Here is a 781-nt window from a genome sequence, read left to right as displayed (position 1 = left end):
GGCGGATTCAACCGGTCGTCGCAACACCTCGACTGCGGAGGTGTGATGGGCAGGCCGGCAGGGTGGATGAAGGAACTGACGGGTAGGTCTGCGATGAAGTCGCCCGGGGCGCCCTCGTTGCGGCGAGAGATCGAGCGTGGGTTCTGGCGTGAGATCGCCAAAGGACTTCTCAGCGAAGAGGCCGCCGGTGTGGTCGGTGTGTCGCCGGCTGCCGGCGCCCGATGGTTCCGGCAGCGTGGAGGCATGCCGTCGGTTGATCTTGCCCCGCTCGCGGGGCGGTATCTGTCGTTTCATGAACGTGAAGAAATAGCCCTCCTCAGGGCACAAGGAGCCGGAGTCCGTGAGATAGGGCGGCGGCTGGGCCGTGCTCCGTCGACGATCTCCCGCGAGCTCCGTCGCAACGCGGCGACCCGCGGAGGCAAGCTGGACTACCGTGCTTCGGTCGCACAGTGGAAAGCGGATCTACTGGCGCTTCGTCCGAAGCAGGCGAAACTCGTCACGCATCAACGGCTCCACGACTACGTGCAGGAGCGGTTGTCGGGCCATGTCCGCCGTCTGGACGGAACTCCGGTGCAGGGACCGGAGACGGGGCATTGGAAGGGACGCAACAAACCGCACCGTCAGGACCGGAAGTGGATGTCGTCCTGGAGCCCGGAGCAGATCTCTCACCGGTTGAAGGTCGAGTTCCCCGAGGACCAATCGATGCGCATCTCGCACGAAGCGATCTACCAGGCCCTCTATGTTGAGAGCCGCGGCGCGCTCAAACGCGAAATGGTCGCCT

At 64.8% G+C, this 781-nt stretch carries 1 protein-coding gene; it reads left to right on the top strand.

The genetic code is table 11. The features are described 5' to 3' along the window. Positions 1-66: 66 nt before the first annotated feature. Positions 67-781: transposase (locus tag PV350_RS46815; protein ID WP_500339334.1), on the top strand; the 715-nt coding region annotated here is incomplete at its 3' end.

This window comes from Streptomyces sp. PA03-6a (assembly GCF_033792765.1).
GTDB lineage: Bacteria > Actinomycetota > Actinomycetes > Streptomycetales > Streptomycetaceae > Actinacidiphila.
Note: the sequence above shows the minus strand (reverse complement) of the source record. Positions and strands in the feature narration are given on the sequence as shown.